Source organism: Enterobacter sp. 18A13 (assembly GCF_007035975.1).
GTDB lineage: Bacteria > Pseudomonadota > Gammaproteobacteria > Enterobacterales > Enterobacteriaceae > Enterobacter > Enterobacter vonholyi.
The window spans coordinates 996,605-1,017,408 of sequence record NZ_AP019634.1 but is presented as its reverse complement, the minus strand read 5'-3'; the positions used below and the strand labels follow the sequence as shown (position 1 = coordinate 1,017,408).

The following is a 20,804-nucleotide window of genomic DNA, read 5'->3' as shown; positions in this document are numbered from 1 at the left end:
AAAAAAGACATCCTCTCATAGTTTTACGGCCAGGTCTGTGGCAGATACGGAAATTCTGAAACGCGACGCAATTTCACTTAAGTTAATAAATTGTGACGTGCTGCAGAAATCAACAATCCAGGAGGATTCCGGCGCGTAAATTACCACGATTCTGATATTGACAAATGCGATGACCTGTCAAACTCACCCTGTACGAAGCGTATTAACAGAGCGATTTATCCGGAGGTCATCATGGCTGACTTTACATTGTCGAAACCGATTTTTGGCGGAAAACCAAAAACCTCTACGGCGGGTAATATCGCGTATGCCCTGTTTGTCCTGTTTTGCTTCTGGGCCGGCTCACAGCTGCTCAATATGCTGGTCCATGCGCCTGGCGTTTATGAACATCTGATGCAGGTGCAGGATAACGGACGCCCGCGAGTTGAGATTGGCTTTGGCGTCAGCACCCTGTTCGGCCTGATCCCCTTCCTCGCGGGATGCATGATTTTAGGCGTTGTCGCGCTCGTCCTGCGCTTTCGCCGTCGCCATTAAAGCCCCATACAGCGAGCCCGACGATCGTCCACGCGTTTTGCGAACCACGCGGTGGTCAGGTTACGCGTGATCTTCGGGCTTTCCAGCTGAATGCCCGGCAGGATAGCCCTCGGTAACGTTTTCCCGCTTTTCTGCTCTGCGAGCGCAAACACCTTCTTGTACAGATCCGTTCTCTCAAAGGCCAGACTATCGCCTTTCTCAAGCTGACGGCGAATGTCGCTGTTGCTCAGACCCAGCGTTCTCGAAAGTTTCCGTACGGCCAGCTCGGTGCTCCCTGCTTCGCTGCTGCCGTAAGCGATGAGATCGCCGTCCAGCGCGAGCTTGACGCCGCTTGCGCGGCTGACCGCACTCTGGAATGCCGCATTACGGCTGGCATACCAGCCGGCGTTAAAGTCGGCAAAGCGGTACAGCGGCTCATCGTAGTTCGCCGGGTAGTTCAACAGGTGATACGTGCCGAACCACAGTCCGCCGCGCAGGGAGAAGACCTCCTGGCGCACCGTCCCGTCGATTTTCCACGGATAGCCGTCGGTGTGTTTCTCCGCGAACGCGATGCTCACCTGCATCGGACCACCGGTGTGGACCGGGTTCAGTGAACCAAACAGCTTCTGCCCCATTGGGACCATGCTGATGAAATCATCAAAGATGGCGCTAAGCTGTTTTTCGGTTTTCACCGTATCCAGCCGTTCGCTGTAGCTTTTGCCGTTCGGCGAGGTGATTTTAAGCGCGGTATGCACGAGGAACACCGGGATATGCATGGACTCCGCGCGGCGGTCGATCTCTTTCCAAGCGATTTTGTTCAGACCCGGCACAGCCGGATCTGACTGGTACATTGACTCCTGCTGCGCCACCGCCAGCACCGAACAGATGTTCTCCTCGGTCGGCGCGATCTTTTGGCTTTCAAAGGTTTTTGCCAGCGCGTCTGCCCACGCATTGCGATCCTTTACGCTGGCGGGCATTTTCTGCCGCACAACGCTCGCCACATCAACGGGCTTCTCGCCCTTTTTGAGCGGAGCAGCCCCCTTTTCGGCACAGCCTGCCAGTACAAAAGCGGCCAGAATGGTCAACGGTAACGCGCGCGGTACGGCAAAAGACATAGCAACTTCCTGTATTAGCTAAATGTGTTGGTGACTTCCTGCAGGTCACGATCGTCCAGCTCGCGTTCAAAGCTGCGCAGACGTTTGTAGATGGACATCAGTTCTACCAGCGTGGTCCAGGAGCTGATCAGGTACTGGAACGACCCGCGAACCTGACCGAAAACGTTGGTGATCTGCGTCATCAGACCGAGCGTAATCGTACCCGCAACAATGGACGGAAACAGCAGGAACAAACCGAAAACGTTATCCACCTGCAGATACAAAATACGCGCGATGTTGAAATACATATAGTGGAAGTAGAGACGGAAATAGTTACGACGCACGGCGCCAAACAGCTCGCGGACGGTCGGCGGCGAGGCGCGGTTAGCATCGTCTTCGCCATAAACCAGCTCTTTACGGTATGCGGCTTCGACGCGTTGATTTTTAAACTCCAGACCCGGCAGTTTGATCCCAACCACCGCCAGCAGGCCCGTCCCCATCAGCGACCAGACGATCGCGGCAATCACCAGACCATACGGAATATGGCCGACAATCGGCAGATCCGGTACATGCGCCGAGAGCGTTACCAGCACCGGCAGGAAGGCAATCAGCGTCATAATGGCGTTGATAAAGCTGACGCCCATGTCTTCAAGCGTGGAGGCAAAACGCATGGTGTCTTCCTGCACACGCTGTGCGGCACCTTCGATATGGCGCAGGTGCTGCCAGTGCGCCATATAATGTTCGTTCATCGCGGTACGCCAGCGGAAAACGTAGTGGCTGACGAAGAAGTTGTTCATCACGCCGATGATAACCGCAATCAGGGCGATGCCGAGGAAGACGCCAACTTCATGGTAGAACTGATTGATGGTCACCTTATGCGGCGAGCTCAGCGCGGTCTGGATCAGATCGTAGAACGGCGCATACCAGGCGTTAACCGCCACGCCCACTTCCACCAGGAACCAGGTCACGAAAATAATCAGCGATGTGCCGAGGATCGACCAGTACTGCCAGCGGTGCGGAGAATAGACAAACCAAAAAAGGGCAAACAGCCCTACGCACACCGTGTAGTAGGCATAAAACAGCAGGTAGCTGAGCGACCAGAAGCGCGCCGCGCTAATCGGTACCTCGCCTGTCGCTCCCGTGATGCGCGTCAGCCATGCGCCGCCGCCCGCCTGCCAGAAAATGACAGCGATGAGTGCCCAAATAAATGCCGACAGGAAAAAAGGCCCCGGCTTTGGGAAAAAAGACTTAAACATAATGCTTCCTTCTTGTTGTTATGGCTGTTGCTGTGCACAACACGTTACCAAACGAAATACCTGCCCAAGCCAGCCTCCCGGCTCAGGCAAAAAGGTCAGACCCGAGGGTTGATTATTAGTTCGCTTTCCAGTTTTCGAGAATTGTTTCGGTGCGTTTCACTGCGAGAGGGTTCGCTGGCGCAATGAAGTTACGCCAGACGTCGTTGTGATGGTTAATCAGGATCTGTGCTTCAGCAGCCGGGCGGTTGGATGTGGTATGGGCATCTTCCGCAACTGTGATGTGATAACCCCGGCTAACGCCGTTCTTGATCGTCGCATCGACGCAGTAATCGGTGGCGCAGCCGCAGATGACAAACTCGCGAATGCCCTGGTCACGCAGCAGCGTCTCAAGCCCGGTGTTGTAGAAGGCATCGCAGGCCGTTTTGGTCACGTAAAGCGCGTCAGCGGGCTGATGGAGTTCAGGCAGTAGCGCAAATCCTTCACTTCCCTCTTCCAGCCCCCCGGCCTCGGTGTGCTGAATAAAAATCACCTTGTCGGCAGCCTGCGTAAGCTGGTTGATCAGAGACACACACTTTTCGCGCTGATGACGAGGGGTTTCAAATACCCCGTTCTGCATATCGACAACCATAACCACACGCTTCTCAGACATACCGTTCTCCGTAAGATTGAGTGACACTGGCGCCTATCATAAGCCCGATGTCACAAAATGGGAGATAGCTCGTAAGTAAATTGTTCATATTTACCCATGGTTACGTTTTTCTCGCTATCGTTATGCAATTCGGGGCATTGCGCGGTACCGTTTAGTAGTATAAATACCCATAACTTTCCTATTTCACTTCATGGATGCTTTTCGTTGAAACGTTGTCTGCTCTCTTTTGCCGCGCTGTGTGCGGTGAGCTTTTCTACCGCCCAGGCAGCCCAACCGCTGACGGCTCCCGTTTTAGCTTCAGATATTGCCGATCGCTACGCGAACCTTATCTATTACGGCAGCGGCGCGACCGGAATGGCGATGGTCGTCATCGACGGAAACCAGCGCGTGTTCCGCAGCTTTGGTGAAACGCGCCCAGGAAATAACATTCATCCGCAGCTGGATTCCGTTATCCGCATCGCGTCCTTAACCAAGCTGATGACCAGCGAAATGCTGGTGAAACTGCTCGACCAGGGCGTGGTGAAGCTCGACGACCCGCTCAGCAAATACGCGCCTCCAGGCGCCCGGGTTCCAACCTATCAGGGTACGCCGATTCGGCTTGTGAACCTTGCCACCCACACCAGCGCCCTGCCGCGTGAGCAGCCGGGCGGGGCGGCGCATCGTGACGTATTTGTCTGGCCAACGCGCGACCAGCGCTGGAGCTATCTGAGTACCGCCACGCTGAAGGCGGCTCCGGGTTCGCAGGCCTCTTATTCAAACCTGGCCTTTGACCTGCTGGCGGACGCTCTTTCAACGGCGGCTGGCAAACCTTATACGCAGCTATTTGAAGAGCAGATAACCCGTCCGCTGGGCATGAAAGACACCACCTTTACCCCGTCCCCGGATCAGTGCCGTCGCCTGATGGTGGCGGAGAAAGGCGCAAGCCCCTGTAATAACACGCTCGCAGCCGTGGGCAGCGGTGGGGTCTATTCCACGCCTGGCGACATGATGCGCTGGATGCAGCAGTTCCTTTCCTCGGATTTCTACGCTCGCAGCAGCCAGGCCGATCGTATGCAAACCTTGATTTATCAGCGTACCCAGCTGCACCGCGTCATCGGGATGGACGTGCCGGGTAAAGCCGATGCGCTCGGCATGGGCTGGGTCTATATGGCACCGAAAAATGGCCGTCCGGGTATTATTCAGAAAACCGGCGGCGGCGGTGGATTCATCACCTATATGGCCATGATCCCGCAGTCAAACGTGGGCGCATTTGTGGTGGTCACCCGCTCTCCGCATACGCGTTTCGTCAATATGAGTGACGGGATTAATAACCTGGTGGCTGAGCTGAGCGCCAATAAAGCCCAGGTGCTTACCGCGTCCAACTGATATTAATATTCCGTGGGCAAGCGGTTGATGTTAAACCGTTTGCTCCGAACGACACCGTTCCTGCAGTCTTGCATGATCTATCGGTAAACCGCCCACTTTAATAAACACCTAACAACGCTTTCGGGTACACTAGCCTTCTTTGTTCCACAAACATCAGGCATACCATGACCGATTTAATTGCACGTCCCCGCCGCCTGCGCAAGTCACCTGCACTGCGCGCTATGTTTGAAGAGACAACCCTGACCTTAAACGATCTGGTGTTGCCGATTTTTGTCGAAGAAGAGATCGATGACTACAAAGCCATCGAAGCCATGCCGGGCGTAATGCGCATTCCGGAGAAATATCTGGCGCGTGAGATCGAACGTATCGCCAACGCGGGTATCCGCTCGGTGATGACCTTCGGCATCTCCCACCATACTGACGCCACCGGCAGCGACGCGTGGAAAGAAGATGGCCTCGTCGCCCGCATGTCCCGCATCTGCAAAGAGACCGTGCCGGAAATGGTGGTGATGTCCGACACCTGCTTCTGTGAATATACCTCTCACGGCCACTGCGGCGTGCTGTGCGATCACGGCGTGGATAACGATGCCACCCTGCTGAACCTTGGCAAACAGGCTGTGGTCGCTGCCGCAGCAGGTGCGGATTTCATCGCGCCATCTGCCGCAATGGACGGACAGGTTCAGGCGATTCGTCAGGCGCTGGACGCGGCCGGTTTCACCGACACCGCCATCATGTCTTACTCCACCAAATTCGCCTCCTCCTTCTACGGCCCGTTCCGCGAAGCGGCGGGAACGGCGCTGAAAGGCGATCGTAAAACCTATCAGATGAACCCGCTGAACCGTCGGGAAGCGATTCGTGAATCCCTGCTCGATGAAGCCCAGGGCGCAGACTGCCTGATGGTGAAACCGGCTGGCGCGTATCTCGATATCCTGCGCGACATCCGCGAGCGCACCGAGCTGCCGCTGGGCGCTTACCAGGTCAGCGGTGAGTACGCGATGATCAAATTCGCCGCGCTGGCGGGTGCAATTGACGAAGAGAAAGTGGTCCTGGAAAGCCTCGGCGCTATCAAACGCGCGGGCGCGGATCTGATCTTCAGCTACTTCGCGCTGGATCTGGCCGAGAAAAAAATTCTGCGTTAATCCGCTTTAGCGCCGGGTGGCGCCTTCGCCTGGCCCGGCCTGTTCTCTGCGCTAATCTTCACCAAACTGCAATACAACCGACATCTGCTCCTTCTACTGTCTTCGCAAGACGGCAGGAGGAGTAACCATGTTTAGCCTCGATAGCGTTCTCGACGATCTTTGGCCTCAGGCGAGGCCCGCCCCCTGGCAAAAAAGTCTGTTAAAAAGACTGTTCTACGAAGACGAATTTCAGCAATTTGCCGCTGCCCACCGCCACCTGAAAGGACTGGATATGGTGGAGCAGGTTCTGGAGCACCTTGATATTCTCTGCACCGTTTCCGCCCGCGATCTCGAACAAATCCCCGAACATGGCCCGCTGGTCATCATTGCCAACCACCCGACGGGTACGCTGGACGGCCTGGCGCTGATGTACGCCGTCTCCCGCGTGCGGCGCGATGTTAAAGTCGTGACCAACCGGATGCTGACCCACCTTGAGCCTCTCAGCTCGCTGTTTATTCCGGTGGACAATATGGGCGGCAGGACGGCGAAATCGTCCCTGGTGCAGATGGAACAGCATCTGCAAAACGCGGGCGTGCTGATCTTCTTCCCGGCCGGAGAAGTTTCCCGCCCTACGCTCAAGGGCATTCGCGATAAGAAATGGCACTCCGGCTTTATCAAACTCGCCGGCAAGCTGCGCGCCCCGCTGCTGCCGGTGCATATTCAGGCGCATAACAGCCTGCTCTTTTATGCCAGCACGCTGGTCTCTCCGACGCTGTCGATGCTGCTGCTGATGCAGCAGATGTTCCGCCGCCGCCACAGCCAGCTGCCGATCAAAATCGGCCAGCAGATTACGTGGCATCACTGGCACAGCGCTAACCTTTCGTCGCGTGAGATGGCCGAGCAGTGCCGTCAGCACGTGATGCGTCTTGGCAAGGGATTGCCCGGGGTCTTTAAAACCCAGTGCGCGATTGCCCGTCCGGAAGACCGGGCCACACTGAAACGCGCGCTGGCGCAGGCCGAGAGCCTGGGAAAAACCAGCGACGGTAAAACCATCTATCTTTGGCAGCGAAACGGCCAGGAAGACGCCCCGCTGCTGCGCGAGCTGGGCCGCCTGCGCGAGATTGCCTTTCGCGCGGTGGAGGAAGGGAGCGGTAAGCGCCGGGACACCGACTGCTACGACGATGATTATCTGCACCTGATCCTGTGGGATGAGGACGATCTGGAGATTGTCGGGGCGTATCGCTTTATGCCGACGGCCATGCAGATCGAAAAGCGCGGCGTTGAGGGGCTGTACAGCTATAGTCTGTTCCACTACGACGACAAAATGCAGGACGTGCTGGAGCACGGCATTGAGCTGGGGCGTAGCTTTATCCAGCCACGCTACTGGGGACGCCGCGGCCTGGACTATTTATGGTCCGGCATTGGTGCCTATCTGGCGCGTTATCCGCACTACCGCTACCTGTTTGGCCCGGTCTCCATTTCCGGCGGCTTACCGCCTGCCGCGCGGGATCTGCTGGTGGCATTTTATCGCCTGTGGTTCCCGGCGACGCATCCGCTCGCCGCCTCGCGCCAGCCGTATCCCGCATCGCTGCCGGACGTGCTCGCGCAGTTTGGCGGCGTGGATTACGTGGACGATCTGACAAAGCTGAAATCCCTGCTCGGCAATCTCGGCTGCGGCATTCCGCCGCTCTACAAGCAATATTCCGAGCTGTGCGAGCCCGGCGGCGTGCAGTTTATTGATTTTGGCAGCGACCCGGCGTTCAGCAACTGTGTTGACGGGCTGGTGCTGGTGGATTTGTGTTATCTGAAGGCGAACCGCTATCAGCGGTATATTGAGGCGCATTTACAGCCCTCTCCCTAAAAGGGAGAGGGTTAGGGTAAGGGGATCAAGGCGCACGGTAAAACGGCTTATCCCCCAAAATCGTCGCCCGCTGCATAATCCGGCGCTGCGGCAGATAGTCCGCATTGGCATAATGCTGCGTCACGCGGTTATCCCATATCGCCAGGTCATTCTCCTGCCAGCGCCAGCGCACCTGAAACTCCGGCTTGGTAATATGCGCGAACAGGAAACCTAACAGCGCCTCGCTCTCTTTCTCGGACACATCCACAATGCGCGTCGTGAATCCTTCGTTCACGAACAGCGCCTGCTTGCCCGTCACCGGATGGGTCCGCACCACCGGGTGCAGCAGCGGAGGATGTTTCGCAACCGCCTCCTGCCAGCGCTGATGCTCCTCTTCGCTTTTGCGATACTTGTATTCCTGGAATGATTTTTTGAAGTCGTGCTCCGCCCGCAGCCCGCTCAGCAGCGTCCGGAACGGCACTGACAGCGCCTCATACGCCGCAATCCCGCTGGCCCACAGCGTATCGCCCCCCGTATCCGGCAGTAGCTTCGCCGCCAAAATCGCCCCCGCAGGCGGCGTCTCGATAAAGGTTACGTCGGTATGCCAGTTGTCGTTGTCCGGCGGATTATCGTTGTGGGTGTCGAGGACGATAATCTCCTCCACCCCTTCCGCATGCGGATAGACAGGGTGAATATGCAGATCGCCAAAGCGCAGGGCCAGCGCGCGCTGCTGCTGCGGAGTGATCGCCTGCTCGCGCAGGAATACTACCTGATGACGCAGCACCGCGTGGTACAGCTGCTCGAACTGGTTATCGCTCAGCGGACGGGTCACATCCAGGCCCGATACCTGTGCGCCAATGTACGGCCCCAGCGGGGTAATGGTCAGACGTTCACTCATTGTATTTCTCCATGCCAGGGCGTCAGGCGACGCTGTAACGCGCGCAGCCCCAGTTCTAATCCGAAGGCGATCGCGGCGATCACCGCGATCCCAGCCAGCACCACGTCAGTCGCCAGGAACTCCCCCGCCGACTGCACCATAAAGCCAAGGCCGCGCGTGGCCGCAATAAGCTCTGCGGCCACCAGCGTGGACCAGCCCACGCCAAGGCCGATGCGCAGCCCGGTTAAAATCTCCGGCAGTGCGCCCGGTAAAATCACGAACAGCAGCACCTGCATGCGGCTGGCTCCCAGCGACTGCGCCGCGCGGATCCGCACCTGCTGGGCGCTCTTTACGCCCGCCAGCGCCGACATGGCAACCGGGGCGAAAATCGCCAGATAAATCAGCAGGATTTTTGACGTTTCACCGATGCCGAACCAGATCACCATCAGCGGCAGATAGGCCAGCGGCGGCACCGGACGGTAAAGCTCAATCAGCGGGTCGAGGATGCCTCGCACCGTCGGGCTCAGCCCCATCGCAATCCCCACGGGAATGCCGATAATCACCGCCGCCAGCAGCGCCACCAGAATGCGCGCCAGGCTGGCACCTAAGTGCTGCCAGAGCGTGGCATCCATAAAGCCCTGCGGCCCGGCGATGGTAATGAGTTTGGCCAGCACCTGTCCCGGCGGCGGCAGAAACAGCGGGCTGACCCACTGCAGGGCAGCAACTGCCCACCACACCGCCAGCAGCACCAGCAGCGTACCGATGCTCAACGTGATTTGACGTGAGAAAGGCCAGCGCAGCGCCAGACGCGTGCGGCGCGTTTTTTCACTGAAGACGATGCTCATGAGAAAGCCTCCCGCCGTTCAAACACGCGGCTTAAAACGTACTCACGCTGTTCGATAAACAGCGGATCGGATTTGATGCTGCGCACGGGTTCCCCGGCGACGTAGCGGCGGGCGAAATCCAGCGGCAAACGCTCCAGCACGCGGCCCGGCCCCGGCGAGAGCAGCACCAGCTCCGTCGCCATAAACACCGCCTCTTCGATATCGTGGGTAATCAACAGCACCTGCTTGCCCGTCTCATGCCACAGGCGCAGCAGCAGGGTTTGCATCTGCTCGCGGGTGAAGGCATCCAGCGCCCCGAACGGCTCGTCCAGCAGCAACAGCTGCGGATTCGCTGCCAGCGCGCGGGCAATACCAACGCGCTGCCGCTGGCCGCCGGAAAGCTGCCAGATAAAGCGTTTTTCCGCCCCTTCCAGCCCCACTTTTTTCAGCATCGCCCGCGCCGTTTCCAGCCGCTTTTCGCGGTTGATGCCCGCAAGCTGTAGCCCAAACGCCACGTTTTCCTGCACGTTGCGCCAGGGAAGCAACCCTTCGTTCTGGAAGACCACGCCGCGCTCGGCGCCCGGCCCTTCCACCTTTTTGCCTTCCAGCTGAATGGTGCCATGCTGATAAGGGACAAACCCGGCGATCAGATTGAGCAGCGTGGTTTTTCCGCACCCGGACGGGCCCAGCACCACCAGCAGTTCACCGCTGTCCAGCGTCAGGTTGATATCCTCCAGCGCGGGTTTACCACCGTAATCAGCAGACAGATTTGTAATATTCAGCATGGCGTACTCCTTATTTCACAAAACGATCGGTTACGTACTGGCTGTAATCCGTCGCCACCGCGGGCACTTTGCCCTGCTCTTTCAGGAAGGTGGCGGTATCAACAATCGCTTTGTTTACCGGCCCGGTCAGCTGCTGCACCTGCTGCGCGGGGGTCAGATAGGTATTGCCCTTCACCAGCCCCGGCACGTCCGCTTCCGGCACGCCGCTCAGGCGGGAGAGTTTTTCCAGGTTAGCGGGCTGCTTCAGCCATTCATCAGGATTGCTGATGTACGGCTGCTGGGCGTCAATCGCGCTTTTCGCGAAGGCTTTCACCACCTCAGGATGTTTCTCGGCGAAGTCTTTACGTACGACCCACACGTCGAGCGTTGGCGCCCCCCACTGGCCCACTTTTTCGGAGTCGGTCAGCACGGTGCCGTCTTTTTCCAGCTCGTTCACTGCTGGTGCCCACACATAGGCCCCGTCAATGTCGCCACGCTGCCAGGCCGCGATAATCGCCGGTGGCTGCAGGTTGATAATTTGTACCTGCCCCGGTTTGATGCCCCAGTGTTTTAGCGCCGCCAGCAGGCTGTAGTGGGTGGTGGAGATAAACGGCACGGCGATGCGTTTGCCGATCAGGTCTTCCGGTTTGGTGATGCTTTTCTTCACCACCAGCGCTTCAGAGTTACCGAGCTGCGAGGCGAGCAAGAACACCTCAATCGGCACCTGCTGGCTGGCCGCAACCGCCAGCGGGCTGGAACCGATATTGCCGATCTGCACGTCGCCGGAGGCTAGCGCACGCACCACGGACGCGCCGCTGTCAAACTTGCGCCAGTCGACTTTCGCGCCGCTCTCTTTGGCAAAGGTGTTGTCCGCCTGCGCGACTTTCGCCGGTTCCGCAGAAGTTTGATACGCGACGGTGACGTCCACCGCCTGCGCCTGAAATGCCCACAGCGCCAGTGCGCCGAGTAGTGTGATTCGCGATGAAATTGCCATAGTGCCTGCTCCCCTTGTTGTTATGAGGGCAGTATTTCCAACGCGGGAATTTTGATAAAGGAATAAAAATGAATCGCTCATAACGATTCGTTTTTAGATAAAAAGCGGGAAAGGATAGTTGGTTTTGTGCGGTTCGTTTTTTCCCCTCTCCCCGTGGGAGAGGGTCAGGGTGAGAGCATCAGCGCTGCGCGTTCAGCTCAGCAATATCCTTCGGCGTGGTGCGACAGCAGCCACCAATCAGCTTCGCGCCGGCGTCCAGCCACTGCGGCAGATACCCCGCCAGCGTCTCGCACGCTTCGCCGTGGTGGTGCCAGGTTTTGGTCACCGCGTCATAATGCTCGCCCGAGTTCGGGTAGACCACCAGCGGCAGCGGCGTCAGGCTTTGCAGATGCTTCAGCGCGGCCGTGGTGTTTTCCAGGGCGATACAGTTAATGCCCAGTGCCACAATGTGCGGCGAGTTTGCCAGCACGCTGACCACGTCACGCAGCGGCGTACCGTCGCTCAGGTGCTCGCTGTCCCGCAGGGTAAAGGAGAACCACGCCCGGGCGCGGGGATACTCGGCCAGAAGCGCCGCCAGCGCTTTAGTCTCGGCAAACGAGGGCAGCGTTTCGCAGGCCAGCAGGTCAGCGCCCGCGTCCAGCAGCGCTTCCACGCGCGGCCGGTGGAAGTCGGTAAATGCTTCCGCACTGCGCACGTAGTCGCCGCGATACTCTGAGCCATCCGCCAGATACGCGCCATACGGCCCAACGGATCCCGCCACCAGCAGCGTGCCCGCATGCGGATTTTCAGCCAGATACGCTTCACGCGCCTTACGTGCCAGCTCCACGCTTCTGCCAATAAGCCCCCGGGACTGCGCCTCGTCGAGGCCGCGTGCCGCAAAGCCCGCAGGCGTGGCCTGATAGCTGGCGGTGATCGCCACCTGCGCGCCCGCGCGGTAGTAATCCAGATGCACTTCGCGGATAAGCTCCGGGTTTTCCATCAGCACTTTGGCAGACCAGAGGCTGTCTGCCAGGTTACAGCCGCGCGCTTCCAGCTCCGTCGCCATCGCGCCATCCAGCACCACAAACGGCTGTTTTTCAAGGATGGCGGTAAGCGGATTATTCTGCGACATGTTCAGGCTCCTGCGATGTCATATTTCGGGTCAGGTAGTAGGCACCATAACACAGGGCGACAAACGGGATCCCGCAATAAAGGGCAATGCGCTGGCTTGGGTCAAACCACAGGCCGACACAGGCCACCACGCAGAGGATAAGCCCAAGCACCGGCACCAGCGGATACCACGGCGCGCGGTACTGCAGCGCAGAGAGCGGCTGCCCGGACTGCAGATGGCGACGACGGAAAACGAAGTGCGACGCGCAGATGCTGATCCAGACGGCCACCACCGCAAAGCCAGAAATCGCCGAGAGCGCGACAAACACCGTGTCCGGCGCCACCACGCTTGAGAACAGCGCCAGCACGCCGCCGAGCATAGAAACCGACAGCGCCGTCAGCGGCACGCCGTTTTTATTTACGCGGGCAAAACAGCGCGGGAGCGTTTTCTCATTAGAAAGCGACCACAGCATGCGCCCGGAGGCGTACAGCCCGGAGTTCGCCGCCGAGAGGATCGCCGTCAGGATCACGAAGTTAAAAATATCCGCCGCGTAAGGAATACCGACCTTTTCAAACACCAGCACGAACGGGCTCTTTTCCACGCCCGCCTGCTGCATCGGGATCAGCGCCGCCAGCACAAACACGGTACCGATAAAGAAGATAATGAGGCGCGCAATGGTAGTGCGGATCGCGACCGGAATCACCTTGTGCGGATTTTCAGTTTCCCCCGCCGCAATACCGATGAGCTCGGTCCCGGAGAATGCAAAGTTCACCGCCACCATGGTCATCAGGATCGGCAGGCCGCCGTGCGGGAACCAGCCCTCGGCGGTGATGTTGCTTAAGCCCGGCGCGGGTGAACCATCCTGCATCGGGATAAAGCCAAAGACCGCCGCGCCACCCAGAATAATAAAGGCGATGATGGTGATGACTTTCACCAGCGAGAACCAGAATTCGCCTTCAGCAAAGAAGCGCGTCGAGATGACGTTCAGGCCAAAAATCACCACGCAGAAGACCACGCACCACGCCCAGACGGGCACATGCGGGAACCAGTACTGCATACAGAAACCCGCGGCGGTGAAGCTCGAGCCGAGCGCCACCGTCCAGGTGAGCCAGTAGAGCCATGCCACGGTGTAGCCCGTCGCCGGGCCAAGATAGCGAGCGGCATAGACGTGGAACGCGCCGGTTTCCGGCATCGCTACGGAAAGTTCGCCCAGACACTGCATCACCAGCCAGACCACCAGCGCGCCTATCAGGTACGCCAGCAGCGTGCCCGCAGCCCCGGTCGTGGAAATGATGTAGCCGGTATTGAAGAATAACCCTGTCCCAATCACGCCACCCAGCGAGAGCATAATCAGGTGGCGTGTTTTCATGGTGCGCTTAAGCTGCCCATTTTCTTGTTGTGTTTGCATATTACCTTCTATACGTATGGACATCTAAACATCCAAAGAAGGTGTGTTATACCGCGATTGTTAATAAAAAGCTAGATGACCAGACGCAAACGGGCGCGCCGCGCGCTGAGTCTGGGGTGGGTTGTGAGGATCACATAGAGAATCGGACGCCAGGCCATAAGCACCTCCGCAAGCAGATACTTACAGCATGGTGCGGGAAAAGGCGAACTTCGGTCAGTCGAAAGTGGTATCCGTGAAGAGCGGAGTCATACCGCAACACTGCCCGGCGCAAGGGTTGGTAATTCTCACAATCAGTTCTATAGTCGACACTGCTTATTCGTTACCAGGAATCACTATGCGCTTTAATGGACTGACTAAAGGTTTCTTTATTTTCATTCTCGCCCTCGTCACCTGGGCCTTCTTCGACGTGCTGTCGCCCTACTTCTCCGCCATTCTGTGGGCCGCCATTCTGACCGTTATCTTCAATCCGGTAAAAAACAAGCTGCGCGCCGCGCTGGGGGATCGCAACGGGCTGGCCTCGCTGTTGACCATCGGTATTATCTGCCTGATCGTCTTTATTCCGCTGATGGTGATCCTCTCCTCGCTCGCCATTGAGCTGAACGTGGTTTACACCAAACTGCAGGAGAACAATACCCAGTTCCCGGAAGTGGTGGCGAGCATCTTCAACCACCTGCCTGACTGGGCCAGCGGCTTCCTGGCGGACCACAATCTGACCAACGCGGCGCAGATTCAGAAAAAACTCTCCGATGTCGCCCTACAGGGCGGGCAATATCTCGCCGGCAGCGCGTTCCTGATCGGCAAAGGCACGTTTGGCTTTGCGATTAGCTTCGGCATTATGCTTTATCTGCTGTTCTTCCTGCTGAAAGACGGCCCGTATCTGGTGCGCCAGATCCTCGACTCTCTGCCGCTGTCTGATTTCGCCAAGCAGCACCTGTTCGCCAAATTCGTCGGCGTGTCGCGGGCCACGGTAAAAGGTACGGCGGCGGTGGCGGTTGTTCAGGGCATCCTCGGCGGGATTGCGTTTGCTATTGCCGGTATTGACGGCAGCGTGCTCTGGGGCGCTCTGATGGCCTTCCTTTCCCTGGTGCCCGCCATCGGCTCGGCGATTGTCTGGGTGCCCGCCGCAATCTTCCTGTTCGCCACGCACCAGATCTGGCAGGGGCTGTTTATTGTCGGTTTCTTCGTGATCGTCGTCGGGCTGGTGGACAATATCCTGCGCCCGCTGCTGGTCGGAAAAGACACCAAAATGCCGGACTACCTGATTCTGATCTCCACCCTCGGCGGCATGGAGCTGTACGGCATTAACGGCTTTGTGATTGGGCCGCTCATTGCCGCGCTGTTTATCGCCTGCTGGAACCTCTTCTCAGGGCGCGATCACGAAGGTAACGCCGAAGAGCTGGACCCCGACTTCATCGAAGAAGGAAAAAATCCTCCAGATTTGTAAGGACGTGACGATAAAGACCACACCAGGCGGCACTGAGCCGCCTTTTTTTTCGCCTTAAATCAGACGTTTTCTATAATTTGAAGAACGCCATCCTACTTATGTCGTAAAAGGATCATCTGGTGCGAATCGCGACGATAACAAACTGGGCCTATGGGGCCACGGTCTGCCTGACCATCGCCTCCGGCATCATCATGCTGATGGCGTCCAATGCGGATAACCTCGAGCGCCAGGCCGTTGAACAACGGCAGAAATTTGATCAGCTGACGGAAGATATCGAAACCGATATCTGGGCGCAGTCTGATTTAGCACGGCTGTACGTCATCAAAAAAGATCCTCAGGCTCTCAAGGAATATAACCAGGCAGAAAACAGCCTGAAGCGCATCGAGCTTCGGCTGGAAAAGCTGCAGGATAATGGCGCATCGGATGAAGAACTGGCCCTGCTGCATGAAGGAATAAAGATCGTCGATGAGCTGCAGGACGAACAGCAAACCGCCCTCGCCAGCCTTGAACGCGGAGAAGACGCCCAGGCCGTAGCCTTGCTCTATGGTCAGCCCTATGAGCAGGAGCTTGAGCGCGCGCAGAATCAACTCGATCACTTCCGCCAGATACTCGATAAGCGCGTCATCGCCGCCGTTCAGGAGGCGACAAAAAAATCGAAAGCGCTGCGTACCGCCTCTGAGCTGACGGTCGGCCTGACCGCCCTGCTGTTCCTGTTTGTGCTCGGCTTTATATTAAAACGCCGCGTGCTGCGCCCCGTGGTCCGCCTGAGCGACGTGGTGCACCGTCTGGCATCCCAGGATTACGCGGTTGAAACGCCCAATTTCAACCAGATTGATGAGATAGGCGATATGGCACAGGCCATCAGCATCTTTCGTGAAAACGGCCTGGCGCGGCAGCGTCTGGAAAAAGAGCGCGATGCCGACTGGGCCATCCGCGAGCTGCTGGCGCGCATGACCCAGCGGCTGCAGGGGTGTGAGAACTTTAACGATGTGATTAACGTGGCGGAGCTGTTTGCTCCCAATATCGCGCCGGGGATCGCGGGCCGACTCTACGTCCTTGACCGCGAACCGTGGCAGATGCGCTGCGTAGCGCAATGGCTCTCGCCGGTTGGGGAAGAGACGACGTTCCATCCGGACGAGTGCTGGGCCGTGCGTCGCGGGCAGAGTCACCCGCCGGTGAACGGCGAGCCGGATATCGCCTGCTACCATCTTCCGCCATCCCAGGCGGAAAGCGCCCTTTGCGTGCCGCTTATCGCTCAGGGCGAGGCCATTGGCCTGCTCTCCTTCCAGAATATCACAGCGGACAATGCCCCTTCTCGCGCGTATCTGGAACTGATGGCCGAGGCGCTCGGCCTGGCGCTGGCCAACCAGCGTCTGCGCGACGCGTTGCTGGAAAAAGCGTTGTTTGACCCGCTCACCGGCCTGCGTAACCGTCATCATCTGGAAGATACCCTGCAAACCCAAACGGCGCAGGCGATACGCACTGGCGTACCGTTAAGCTGCATGATGATTGATATTGACCACTTCAAGAGCATCAACGACCGTTTCGGCCATGAAGCGGGCGACCTGGTGATCAAAAGCGTGGCGTCAATTGTTCAGCGGGCCGCACATGACAACGGACTGGCATTCCGCTACGGGGGCGAGGAGTTTCTGGTGCTGCTTTCCGGTGCCGATGAAGCAGAAGCGTACGCCTGCGCGCAGAAGATTTACACCGGCGTGCATGAGCTGTCGATTCGCTACGGGCTGACCGAGATTGGGCCGGTGGACGTGTCGATTGGCATTGCCAGCTACCCACAACATGCCCAGACCGACAACCTGCTGCGCGCTGCGGATGTGGCGCTATACCGGGCAAAAGAGCTGGGACGCGCACGGATTGTGAGTTTTGGGATGCTGGAGGCGGGCTGACGCTGATTCTCGCGCCCTGACTTTCCCCGGTTCAGGCGCGCGTGATAGCCCAAAGCACCACAATCCCCAGGGCATTGCTCCGCTTTTCCACATACAGGATGGTATCGGAATAAACGTGACCCTGCGGGTTACAGATGCGGATCTCTTTTTTTAATTCCGGCTCGTAGACTTCCGCACCCGAGCAGCTGTGGCGGGTACTGGACTCATACCGGTAAGGTTTGCTCCAGGCCGAATAGTCCCCCTCCAGCAGCCAGGCCGTTGTAAAGACCACGAACATGGCAACCGGCAGGCTGCAAATAAAGAAGCCGAGGTAGATTTTTACCGCGTCAGCAAGTCGCTTACCTTTCAGTCTCCCCTTTCTGATGAAATAGACCATCGGCACCAGCGCCAGCAGCAACGTCCCACAGGCAAGGTACTGCTCCCCGCGGATCGAAAGGTATGTCACGCGGTAAATGTTGACTGACCAGACCACAAAACCCGATATCAGTGCTATCCCGCCCGCGATGAGAGGGATCCACAAGGAAAAACGCGCTTTTTTCATGGTGGACTCGTCCTTGTCATTCTTGTCGGGTCAGATGGTCAATCATTGCCCGGGTCGCTGCCGACTGACGTCGGTGCGGGGCAAACAGCACGGAGAAAGGTCGCGATCGTCCCTGAAGGTGCGGCAGCACCTCAACTAATTGGCCGCCCTGTATTCTGTCGCGAACGATAAATTCATAGCTCTGGCAGATCCCCATCCCCTGCTCCGCCAGCGAAACCACGCCGAGTACATCGTCTGATATTTCGATAGTTGAACCCGGCATCCAGTCAATATCGCGCCCTTCGTCATGAAATACCCAGGGGGCGATACGCCCGGTGCGCGGCATGATAAACGGCAGGCACTGATGGCGCTGCAGCTCTTCCAGCGTCCGAGGCTTTCCTCTCCGATGCAGGTAGTCCGGAGAGGCGACCAGAAGCAATGCCGCGTCTTCCAGCTTACGCGCCACCAGCCCGCTGTCAGGCAACTGCCCCAGACGGATCGCCAGATCGAACCCCTCTGCGATCAGGTCAACGTTGCGATTAGTAATGTTCAGCTCCACCTGTACGCGCGGGTAACGTTGATTATAGTGCGCCAGCAGCGGCGGCAGGCGGTAATGGGCATAGGTGGTCGGGACACTCATTCTCACGCGACCGGTCAGCTCCCCCTCCTGACCCCGGCCAACGCGTTCGGCGTCATCGAGAAGAGAAAACGCTGAGCGAGCCTGCTCAAGATAGACGCGTCCGGCTTCGGTCAGCCCCACCCGGCGGGTCGTGCGCTGTAACATCTGTCGTCCAAGACGCGCCTCCAGGCGAGTAACCGCGCGGCTCAGTACCGAAGGGGTGGTTGAAAGGGCAACCGCTGCGCCCGTAAATGAGCCGTGTTCAACCACAGCAATGAACACTTCAACGTCGCCTAGGTAATCGAATTTCCGGCTCATTTTGCTCTCTCAGGAACAAATGTTTTTCAATTTGGCTAATTTATCTCCCGTTGGGCGATGAGTAAAGTGGCCAGCATTCATCACCTGAACGTTCCACTGGAGCCTGTCAATGTTCAACCGCCCCCTTATTCTGCCCGCCATCGCAATGGCGGCGCTGTTCTCTTTCCCGAGTGTTGTCAACGCGGCGAACCACGCGCCTCTGGATCGCTGGCGAAGCTATGCCGGTGTGAGCTGGGATACCGCTCAAGACGGAAAGATACCGGCGGCGTTCTCCGGTTCGGTCAATGCTCCTATTGCGGGTATCCACTTTGATGCAAAGGACCGGGCCTTTGTCAGCACGCCCCGGCTGGTTTCCGCCGCAGCACCCGCCACGTTAAGCATTCTGGATACAACGGTACAGTCCGGCCCTGCCCGCCTGACGGCGTTTCCCTCCCGCGAGGGGAATGCGGTGAACACCGATCCCGCTCAGAGCCTGCGTAACGTGCTCGGTTTTTATATTGACCGTAAAAACGGCTGGCTATGGGCGCTGGACATGGGGTTTGTTGCAGGCGAAACAGAGTCCCCCGCGGGGTCGCAAAAACTGGTCGTGCTGGATCTCAGTTCAGGCCGAACCATTAAACGTATCGCCCTGGACGGCGTAGCGGACCGCAAGGCAAGTTTCCTTAATGATGTGGTTGTCGATGAGAACCGCCGTGTCGCCTATATCTCCGACAGCGGCTCGCGGAGTGCTCCTGAAAACCAGGTAGGACTAATTATCGTTGATTTCGCCGCCGGTATGGCTCGACGCGTGCTCGATCGTCATCCTGCGCTGCAGATTGAGCCTGGCGTTAACGTCGTCTCGCACGGGACTGAAGTCTGGCCTGGTAAACCATTACTGATAGGTATCAATGGCATTGCGCTTTCACCCGATGCGGTCACGCTGTACTGGACGGTGACAACCGGCACGCACGCCTATGCGGTACCGACTGCGATACTGAGGCAGCCCGCGTCAACCGATGCGCAAATTGCCGGGCAGATCCGCAATCTGGGGAGCGTGGGGGGCAACACCGACGGAATGGTGACAGATGTAAAAGGTAACCTCTACATTACCGATGTCACACGCAATGGCATCGTCAGATACGATCCTGAGAGCCTTTCCATGTCGCTGATTGCGGCAAGCGAAGAGGTGCGCTGGCCAGACACGCCGGCAATCCGTCCGAACGGAGACCTGGTATTTACCTCGAGTCGCCTCAATGACCACTTCGCAGGAGCCGTTAAACCGGGAGAAGAACGCTATGATTTGTGGCGCTTGCCTCTCAGTGCTTTACAAAAATAAGAGCAGGTAAACCAGTAGCCCAGCATAAATGGGCTCATAATTTCAGATGATTTTATTTCCTTAAAAGCTGCACGTGATGTCTTTCTCCCGCTCAGAAGGAAGTGGTTAAGATTACGTTCCAGGGAATTGTAGTGAGGCGCGTTTTACTTCGCGCTTCACCGAAGTAACGCACGTTTGCAGAAAGTAGGCTGGGCCTCCGCTACTCAGAGGATAAAAAATGAAAACCCAGCAGGTCGATTTTGCTTCTTTATATTTTGGTACACCGGTCGCCATTATCTCCAGCCAAAATCCTGACGGTTCAACAAACCTGAGCCCGATCTCGTCGTGGTGGATCCTTGACCGGAATATCGTGTTCGGGCTTGGCACCTCAGGAAAGTGTTATGAAAATATCACGAGTAACCAAGATATTGTTCTGAACATTCCGGACAGCAGGCTCTGGCCGAATATTGAAGCTATCGCAGATAAAACGGGGAAAGCATCACCACCGGAATGGAAGAAAAAGATGGGATATGTTTTTGAACAGGACAAGTTTAGCTGCGGAAATTTCCACAAAGAAAAGGCGGTAACGATTAACTCGTTGAGAATTAAGGAGTGTCCTGTACAAATAGAGGCTAAAGTTTGTGGAAGATCGCCGTTGACCGGTTCGCAAGAGAACCTGGTGTCCGTTGATGCCATGATAACCTGCGTCCACATATCTGAAGCATTATTAATTCGTACTCAGAGAGGTGTAAAATTTAATGTGGAGAAATGGAACCCCCTCTATTACATATTTCGCCACTATTTCACGCTGGGTAACCGACTCGGTCAAAATTTCCGACACGATGAGTAATCCGGTCTTTGTGACAGCGGAAAGATTTAAACTTTTCGTGATATTCTTTCTTTACGCCCCTTAGTT

At 57.5% G+C, this 20,804-nt stretch carries 19 protein-coding genes; 8 read left to right on the top strand and 11 right to left on the bottom strand.

The genetic code is table 11. From position 1 onward, the window contains the following. Positions 1–231: 231 nt before the first annotated feature. Entirely contained in the window at positions 232–531 is a 300-nt protein-coding gene (locus tag FOY93_RS04960) for a DUF2755 family protein (protein ID WP_021241681.1), read from the top strand. Here the strand turns inward: FOY93_RS04960 and FOY93_RS04955 are convergent. The 3 genes from FOY93_RS04955 to FOY93_RS04945 form a co-directional block, all read right to left on the bottom strand. Next, positions 528–1,625, bottom strand: a complete 1,098-nt coding sequence (locus tag FOY93_RS04955) for a DUF1615 domain-containing protein (RefSeq protein ID WP_111963447.1) — start codon at positions 1,623–1,625, stop codon at positions 528–530. The two genes, FOY93_RS04960 and FOY93_RS04955, sit on opposite strands and share 4 nt — an antisense overlap. Before the next feature lie 14 nt (positions 1,626–1,639). Beyond that, complete coding sequence (gene sbmA / locus FOY93_RS04950; protein ID WP_104949290.1) at positions 1,640–2,860, bottom strand: peptide antibiotic transporter SbmA; 1,221 nt, start codon at positions 2,858–2,860, stop codon at positions 1,640–1,642. 115 nt (positions 2,861–2,975) lie between these two features. Further along, the gene (locus tag FOY93_RS04945; protein ID WP_115874321.1) at positions 2,976–3,509 is read right to left on the bottom strand and encodes an isochorismatase family protein; all 534 of its coding nucleotides are present in this window, start codon (positions 3,507–3,509) and stop codon (positions 2,976–2,978) included. A gap of 204 nt (positions 3,510–3,713) precedes the next feature. Here FOY93_RS04945 and ampH point away from each other — a divergent pair, with 204 nt between their 5' ends. The 3 genes from ampH (at position 3,714) to olsF (ending at position 7,853) form a co-directional block, all read left to right on the top strand. Further along, the gene (gene ampH, locus FOY93_RS04940) at positions 3,714–4,874 is read left to right on the top strand and encodes a D-alanyl-D-alanine-carboxypeptidase/endopeptidase AmpH (protein WP_111963450.1); all 1,161 of its coding nucleotides are present in this window, start codon (positions 3,714–3,716) and stop codon (positions 4,872–4,874) included. A 164-nt stretch (positions 4,875–5,038) separates the two neighbouring features. Next, positions 5,039–6,013 (top strand): porphobilinogen synthase, encoded by a 975-nt coding sequence (hemB, locus tag FOY93_RS04935; protein WP_028017695.1) that lies wholly within the window; start codon positions 5,039–5,041, stop codon positions 6,011–6,013. A gap of 127 nt (positions 6,014–6,140) precedes the next feature. Beyond that, positions 6,141–7,853: a bifunctional ornithine lipid synthase OlsF gene (gene olsF, locus FOY93_RS04930; RefSeq protein WP_143344744.1), complete on the top strand. Its 1,713-nt coding sequence runs from the start codon at positions 6,141–6,143 to the stop codon at positions 7,851–7,853. A gap of 25 nt (positions 7,854–7,878) precedes the next feature. Here the strand turns inward: olsF and tauD are convergent, their stop codons facing one another. The 6 genes from tauD to mmuP all read right to left on the bottom strand — a co-directional run bounded on the left by tauD (position 7,879) and on the right by mmuP (position 13,789). Then, the gene (gene tauD / locus FOY93_RS04925) at positions 7,879–8,730 is read right to left on the bottom strand and encodes a taurine dioxygenase (RefSeq protein ID WP_111963457.1); all 852 of its coding nucleotides are present in this window, start codon (positions 8,728–8,730) and stop codon (positions 7,879–7,881) included. Further along, complete coding sequence (gene tauC / locus FOY93_RS04920; RefSeq protein WP_143344743.1) at positions 8,727–9,554, bottom strand: taurine ABC transporter permease TauC; 828 nt, start codon at positions 9,552–9,554, stop codon at positions 8,727–8,729. Before tauC ends, tauD begins: the two co-directional genes overlap by 4 nt. Beyond that, positions 9,551–10,318: a taurine ABC transporter ATP-binding subunit gene (gene tauB / locus FOY93_RS04915; protein ID WP_136195243.1), complete on the bottom strand. Its 768-nt coding sequence runs from the start codon at positions 10,316–10,318 to the stop codon at positions 9,551–9,553. Before tauB ends, tauC begins: the two co-directional genes overlap by 4 nt. A 10-nt stretch (positions 10,319–10,328) precedes the next feature. Further along, positions 10,329–11,291, bottom strand: coding sequence for a taurine ABC transporter substrate-binding protein (gene tauA, locus FOY93_RS04910; RefSeq protein WP_136195242.1), 963 nt, complete (start codon positions 11,289–11,291; stop codon positions 10,329–10,331). Positions 11,292–11,469: 178 nt separating this feature from the next. Beyond that, positions 11,470–12,402: a homocysteine S-methyltransferase gene (gene mmuM, locus FOY93_RS04905; protein WP_136195241.1), complete on the bottom strand. Its 933-nt coding sequence runs from the start codon at positions 12,400–12,402 to the stop codon at positions 11,470–11,472. After that, positions 12,389–13,789 carry an S-methylmethionine permease gene (mmuP, locus tag FOY93_RS04900; protein WP_143344742.1) on the bottom strand — a complete coding sequence of 467 codons (1,401 nt, stop codon included), beginning with the start codon at positions 13,787–13,789 and terminating at the stop codon, positions 12,389–12,391. Before mmuP ends, mmuM begins: the two co-directional genes overlap by 14 nt. A gap of 334 nt (positions 13,790–14,123) precedes the next feature. Between mmuP and FOY93_RS04895 the strand changes: the two genes are divergently transcribed. Next, positions 14,124–15,233 (top strand): AI-2E family transporter, encoded by a 1,110-nt coding sequence (locus FOY93_RS04895; RefSeq protein WP_024906767.1) that lies wholly within the window; start codon positions 14,124–14,126, stop codon positions 15,231–15,233. 119 nt (positions 15,234–15,352) lie between these two features. Continuing rightward, positions 15,353–17,137, top strand: a complete 1,785-nt coding sequence (locus FOY93_RS04890; protein WP_111963464.1) for a diguanylate cyclase — start codon at positions 15,353–15,355, stop codon at positions 17,135–17,137. 31 nt (positions 17,138–17,168) lie between these two features. Here FOY93_RS04890 and FOY93_RS04885 read toward each other — a convergent pair whose 3' ends face one another. Together FOY93_RS04885 and FOY93_RS04880 are read right to left on the bottom strand one after the other, a co-directional pair. Further along, positions 17,169–17,678, bottom strand: coding sequence for a hypothetical protein (locus FOY93_RS04885; protein ID WP_143344741.1), 510 nt, complete (start codon positions 17,676–17,678; stop codon positions 17,169–17,171). A 16-nt stretch (positions 17,679–17,694) separates the two neighbouring features. Further along, positions 17,695–18,594, bottom strand: coding sequence for a LysR family transcriptional regulator (locus tag FOY93_RS04880; RefSeq protein WP_143344740.1), 900 nt, complete (start codon positions 18,592–18,594; stop codon positions 17,695–17,697). Between the two features lie 109 nt (positions 18,595–18,703). On the opposite strand from FOY93_RS04880, the gene FOY93_RS04875 reads away from it, so the two are divergent. Continuing rightward, a complete protein-coding gene (locus tag FOY93_RS04875) occupies positions 18,704–19,909 on the top strand; it encodes an L-dopachrome tautomerase-related protein (protein ID WP_143344739.1) in 1,206 nt (401 codons plus the stop codon). 217 nt (positions 19,910–20,126) lie between these two features. Continuing rightward, complete coding sequence (locus FOY93_RS04870) at positions 20,127–20,738, top strand: flavin reductase family protein (RefSeq protein WP_133293853.1); 612 nt, start codon at positions 20,127–20,129, stop codon at positions 20,736–20,738. Positions 20,739–20,804: the final 66 nt, after the last annotated feature.